This is a genomic window from Arthrobacter sp. Y3223164, assembly GCF_059091005.1.
In genome coordinates this window covers 1-5549 of sequence record NZ_JBNHGF010000182.1, presented here as the reverse complement: position 1 = coordinate 5549, position 5549 = coordinate 1, and the positions used below count along the sequence as shown (strand labels likewise).

The following is a 5549-nucleotide window of genomic DNA, read 5'->3' as shown; positions in this document are numbered from 1 at the left end:
GCCCTGTGCCGGATCCTCCAGCAGGCGGGCGGTGGCCAGCACGGCCGGAACCAGCTGGTCGCGGTCCAAGGCCTCCCACGCCTCGGTTCCGAGCAGCGCCGCGACGCCGTCCACGCTGTAATCCAGGGTGGTCAGGTCGGCGGCCAGGTCCGCCAGCAGCCGCCGGTCGCTGCTGGCGGGCGCATGGGGAACGTCGGAGAAATCTGCACTATCCACGGCCCAAGTCTAGTAACCCGGACAGACACGCCCCGGACCTGCCGGCCAAGGTGCCCGCGGGCCTTCAGCGCTCACAGGTCACTGCTGCCCGTGCCTCCGGGGCGGTTCCCTGATGGTTAAATGACCTCATGCTCGTCACCACCACCTACCTTGAACAGACCGATCCGGCCCAGCTGGTGCCGGGCTCGCGCCCGCTGCCGGATGATGCCGCCGTGGTGCGGGTGCGGCAGATCAGCCCCGAGTTCAGCAAGTTCCTCTACCGCAGTGTGGGCAGCAGCTGGAACTGGGCCGACCGGCTGGTGCTCACGCGCAGCGAATGGGAACAGGCAGTGCGTGCCCCCGGGGCGGAAACCTGGGTGCTGTACACCGGCAACGCTCCGGCCGGCTACGTGGAACTGTTGGGCCGGCCCGGCGAGACCGGCACCGACGTCGAAATCATGTACTTCGGCCTGTTCCCCGAGGCGATCGGCCGCGGCTTCGGCGGTGCCCTGCTAACCGAAGGCATCCGGCAGGCCTGGCAGTTGCATGGCCGCTGGGACGGGTTTCCGCCGGTGCGGCGCGTCTGGGTGCATACCTGTTCGCTGGACGGGCCGGCGGCCGTGGCCAACTACCAGGCGCGGGGCATGAGCGTGTTCAAGACCGAGGTCGAGGACACCGAACCGCAGGATGCCACGGCGGGCCTGTGGCCCGAGACCGCGAACGCCTGACCCGCCGCGGAACCTGATGCCGTTGGGTAGCCCGCGACGTCCACAAAACAGCTCCGGGACGCTCCCCTGCCCGGGGACGGACGGCCCGGATGCCGCCGGGCCACACAACGGGAGCCGGCCGGCGGCAGTCAGCAGCGGCAGTCAGGCGGCGGCAGGCTCCGGGCAGCCGTCCGGGCAGCGCAGGGTCTGCGGCTCCGCTGCGCACGCGGAACAGTACAACGTCAGCTGGCGGCAGTCCGGATTGGAACAGTTCTCGAACTTGTTGGTCGGCGCCTGGCAGCGGACACATTCCCCGATGGTCTTGGCGTCCGGCGTGAACTCCAGGTGCATGCGCTGATCGAAGACGTAGAGCGAACCTTCCCACAGCCCGGCGTCGCCGAAGGTTTCGCCGTAACGGACGATTCCGCCGTCGAGCTGGTAGACCTCCTGAAAGCCACGGTTGACCATCAGGGACGACAGCACCTCGCAGCGGATGCCGCCGGTGCAGTACGTCACCACGGGCTTGTCCTTAAGATCGTCGTACTTGCCGGAGTCCAGTTCCTTGATGAAGTCGTGGGTGGTGGCCACGTCCGGCACGATGGCGTCTTTGAACTTGCCGATCTGCGCTTCGAAGGCGTTGCGGCCGTCGAAGAAAACCACGTCTTCGCCCGCCGCCTTTTTTGCGTCGATGAGCTGGTGTAGCTCCTCGGGGCGCAGGTGCGTCCCGCCGCCGACCACTCCGCCCTGGTCCACCGTGAGCTCTCCCGGGGCACCGAAGGATACGATCTCGTCCCGAACCTTGACGCTCAGCCGCGGGAAGTCTTCCGCCCCGCCCTCGGACCACTTCACGTCGAGGCCGCGGAAGGCGGGGTATTCGCGCGTGGTTTTCACGTACTGCTTCACCGCGTTCAGCTCTCCGCCGACGGTGCCGTTGATGCCGTCCTTGGAAATCAGGATCCGGCCGCGCAGGCCGAGTTTCTCGCACAGCGCGCGTTGCCAGAGCCGGACGGCGTCCGGGTCCGGCAACGGGGTGAAAGCGTAATAAAGCACAATCCGGTTCAAAGCCACGCATCAAGGTTACGCGGTGGCCGGTAATCTGGGATTGTGACAGGGTTGTCATCGATTAGGCATGCCGCCCGCGCCCGCTGTTCGGTACAGTCCTGCTATGGGTCACGAATATACGACTGACGTCCCCGACGACGTCCTTGCCGCCTGGGTCGCCGGCTGGTCGGCCTGCCGCGGCTACTCCGCCGAAGAGGTCGACGGACACCCGGCCGTGTTGCTGGCGGACAAGACCGGGGACTGGGAGTACTTCGCGTTCGAACCCGGCGACGAGGAATTCGCCGCCGTGGCCCGCGACACCACCAAGTCACCGGGACGGATCTTCACCGTGCTGACGCGCGACGCGCAGCGGATCCATCAGCTGGCGCCGCAGCATGGGCTGCGGGTGCACCACAACGCCCAGTCGCTGATGGTCACCGACATGTCCGGCCAGGACGCCGAGGACCCGTGGTACCGCGACCCCGATTACAAGACCGAGGTCGAGAAGCACGGGAACGTCCACAAGGTCCGGGTGGTGCATGAAGGAAACGAGGCCGCCCACGGCGTCGCCGCCGCCGTCGACAATTTCGCGGTCTTCGACCACATCGAAACGGACCTTAACTACCGTAGGCGCGGGCTGGCCACGCACGTGATGCGCGCGCTGATCGCCTCCGTGCTGGAGCACATGGTGGACACCGGGCTGCTGATCGCCTCGCACGACGGCCAGATGCTGTACCGGCACCTGGGCTGGGACACGGTCTGCGATGTGATGATCCTCAAGCCCGTGGCGGAGGGCTGATCGCCTGCTGCCTGGCACACCGGTGCCGCGTGCCCACCCATGCAGGCCGGCCCACCCGTGCTGCGGGTGCTGCCCGCCGCGCCCCGGTGTGGTGACACAATGTTCGGGTGGCCCTGCACGATTCCCTGATTCCGCTGCTCGGCTCCGGTCCGGAGCCTGAGCAACTGGTGCATGTCCGCGAGCTTCCGGCCCGGGAGGCCGTGGTCGAGCCGTGGCCGGAGTGGGTCCACGGTGACATCCGTGCCGCCTATGCCTCGCTCGGTGTGCACGAGCCGTGGCGCCATCAGGTGCGCGCCGCCGAGGGTGCCCATCAGGGCCGCCATACGATCATTGCCACGGGAACTGCCTCCGGAAAGTCGCTGGCCTACCAGGTGCCGGCCCTGGACGCCATCCACCGGACGGCCTTGGCAGACACCGTCAGCCTCGAGCCGAGCGGCGCCGTCGCCCTGTACCTGGCCCCGACCAAGGCGTTGGCGGCCGACCAGCTGGCGGCGATCAAGGCGCTGAAGCTGCCCACCGTGCGGGCGGAAACCTACGACGGCGACACCGATCCGGGTGCCCGCCGCTGGATCCGGGACCATGCCAACTTCGTGCTGGCCAACCCGGACATGCTGCACTTCGGGATCCTGCCCAACCATGCCTGGTGGGCACGGTTCTTCCGCCGGCTGCGGTTCGTGATCATTGACGAGGCGCACAGTTACCGCGGTGTCTTCGGCTCGAATGTTGCCAATCTCGTGCGGCGGTTGCGCCGCGTCTGCGCCAGTTACGGGGCGGACCCCGTATTCATCGGCGCTTCCGCCACCTCCGCGGACCCCGCAACCTCCTTCGGTCGGCTGATCGGCGCGGAAGCAGAGGCGGTGACCGAAGACTGCTCGCCGCACGGCTCCACGACCGTAGCGTTCTGGGAACCCCAGCTCACCGAGCTCAAAGGCGAGAACGGCGCCAAGGAACGGCGCACGGTGGTTGCCGAGACCTCCGATCTGCTGGCCAATCTCGTCGCGGCGCAGGTGCGTACCATCGCCTTCATCAAGTCCCGCCGGGGTGCCGAGACGATTTCGTCCATCACCAAACGGCTGTTGGACGACGTCCACCCCTCGCTGCCCGGGCGGGTGGCTGCCTACCGCTCCGGCTACCTGCCGGAGGAACGCCGCGAGCTGGAAGCCAAGCTCAGGTCGGGGCAGCTGCTGGGCGTCTCGAGCACCTCGGCGCTTGAGCTGGGCATCGACATCTCCGGACTGGACGCCGTCCTGGTCGCGGGGTGGCCGGGCACCCGCGCCTCCTTGTTCCAGCAGATCGGCCGCGCCGGCCGGTCCGGGCAAGACGCGCTGGCTGCCTTCGTGGCCAGCGACGATCCGCTGGACACGTACCTGGTCCACCACCCCGAGGCCGTCTTCGACGTCTCCGTGGAGGCGACCGTTTTCGACCCGTCGAACCCCTACGTCCTGGGACCACACCTGTGCGCCGCGGCCCAGGAGCTTCCGTTGACGCCCGCGGACATCGGGCTGTTCGGCGCCGCGGCTCCCGGCCTGCTCGACCAGTTGACGGCCGACGGCTATCTCCGGCGCCGGCCGGCCGGCTGGTACTGGACCCATCCGGAAAGCGCGGCGGCCATGGTGAACCTGCGGGCCGACGGCGGCGGGCCCATCAGCATTGTCGAAACGGAATCCGGGACACTGCTCGGGACCATGGACTCCCCGCAGTCGCACTATCAGGCACACAACGGCGCCGTGTACGTGCACCAGGGCACGACATACGTCGTGGATGAACTGAACGAGCAGGACCACTGCGCGATGGTGACCCGGGGAAATCCGGACTACTACACCCAGGCCCGCGACGTCACGCAGATCGAAGTGCTCGGCGCGCAGCGAACCGAGCAGTGGGGCGAAGTCCAGGCCTGTTTCGGCGACGTCAAGGTCACCACCAAAGTCGTCTCCTTCCAGCGCAAGGCCTTCATCTCCAACGAGATCCTGGGCGAAGAGCCGCTGGATCTTGGTGCCAGGGAACTGTTCACCAAGGCCGTCTGGTTCACCATCGGCGAGCAGCAACTAACGTCGGCGGGGTTGGTCGCGGCCCGTGTGCCCGGTGCCCTGCATGCGGCCGAACATGCCGGCATCGGGCTGCTCCCGCTGGTGGCCTCCAGCGACCGGTGGGACATCGGCGGTGTATCGACGGCACTGCATGCCGATACCGGCAAGCCGACCATCTTCGTCTACGACGGGCATCCCGGCGGCGCAGGCTTCGCCGAGCGGGGCTTTGAGGCAGCCAGGATCTGGCTGGCGGCCACCCGGGACGCCATCCGGTCCTGCGAGTGCGAAACGGGCTGCCCCTCCTGTGTGCAGTCCCCCAAATGCGGCAACAAGAACAATCCCTTGGACAAGTCGGGGGCGGTCACGCTGATCGAGGCTCTGCTTTCCCAAGCTGGCCCTGCCCCTGCCGACAGGCACCAGGCGGCCGTCGCCTAACCGAGGGGCACCGCCGCCCGCCTGACTCGGCATACACTGCACGCGCCAGGTGGGAAACAGTGCTTCGTCCGCGCTGCCGATGGTTATCGCCTTGGGGCTGCCCACCCCACGCTGTTGATGGCTTACCCGCCCGGTGGTGGCCCCGCACGTGCCCGGCCCTCGGCATGTGTCCACTGTCCGTCAAGCCACCCCAGCACGTCGGGCAGTCGGGTCCGGGTCCGGACGTCGACCACCACACCGCCGGGTCCGGAACGGCGGCACGCCAGCAGCTCGGCGTCCTGCTTGCGTGCCACGTCTGCGGCCAGGGTACATGGTTCGCCGGCCAGCAGGCCGCGGGCAGCATCG

5 protein-coding genes and 1 pseudogene are annotated in these 5549 nt (G+C 68.1%); 3 read left to right on the top strand and 3 right to left on the bottom strand.

Translation table 11 applies throughout. The annotated features are described in order from the left end of the window. A partial coding sequence (locus AC5RUJ_RS10175; protein ID WP_494155823.1) for a DUF7059 domain-containing protein occupies positions 1 to 216 on the bottom strand: 216 nt, incomplete at its 3' end. Positions 217 to 344: 128 nt separating this feature from the next. On the opposite strand from AC5RUJ_RS10175, the gene AC5RUJ_RS10170 reads away from it, so the two are divergent. Continuing rightward, a complete protein-coding gene (locus AC5RUJ_RS10170) occupies positions 345 to 923 on the top strand; it encodes a GNAT family N-acetyltransferase (RefSeq protein WP_494000644.1) in 579 nt (192 codons plus the stop codon). Between the two features lie 141 nt (positions 924 to 1064). Here AC5RUJ_RS10170 and trhO read toward each other — a convergent pair whose 3' ends face one another. Continuing rightward, complete coding sequence (gene trhO, locus AC5RUJ_RS10165; protein ID WP_494022387.1) at positions 1065 to 1970, bottom strand: oxygen-dependent tRNA uridine(34) hydroxylase TrhO; 906 nt, start codon at positions 1968 to 1970, stop codon at positions 1065 to 1067. Positions 1971 to 2067: 97 nt separating this feature from the next. Between trhO and AC5RUJ_RS10160 the strand changes: the two genes are divergently transcribed. Then, positions 2068 to 2742 carry a GNAT family N-acetyltransferase gene (locus tag AC5RUJ_RS10160; protein WP_494000646.1) on the top strand — a complete coding sequence of 225 codons (675 nt, stop codon included), beginning with the start codon at positions 2068 to 2070 and terminating at the stop codon, positions 2740 to 2742. 107 nt (positions 2743 to 2849) lie between these two features. After that, a complete protein-coding gene (locus AC5RUJ_RS10155; protein WP_494101094.1) occupies positions 2850 to 5204 on the top strand; it encodes a DEAD/DEAH box helicase in 2355 nt (784 codons plus the stop codon). A 122-nt stretch (positions 5205 to 5326) separates the two neighbouring features. Here the strand turns inward: AC5RUJ_RS10155 and AC5RUJ_RS10150 are convergent. Beyond that, positions 5327 to 5549, bottom strand: a pseudogene (locus AC5RUJ_RS10150) (Rv3654c family TadE-like protein); the annotation flags it as partial.

Coding starts and splice junctions, on each gene's coding strand:
- AC5RUJ_RS10170 (WP_494000644.1), top strand. CDS start 345: ATGCTCGTCACCACCACCTACCTTGAACAGACCGATCCGGCCCAGCTG.
- AC5RUJ_RS10160 (WP_494000646.1), top strand. CDS start 2,068: ATGGGTCACGAATATACGACTGACGTCCCCGACGACGTCCTTGCCGCC.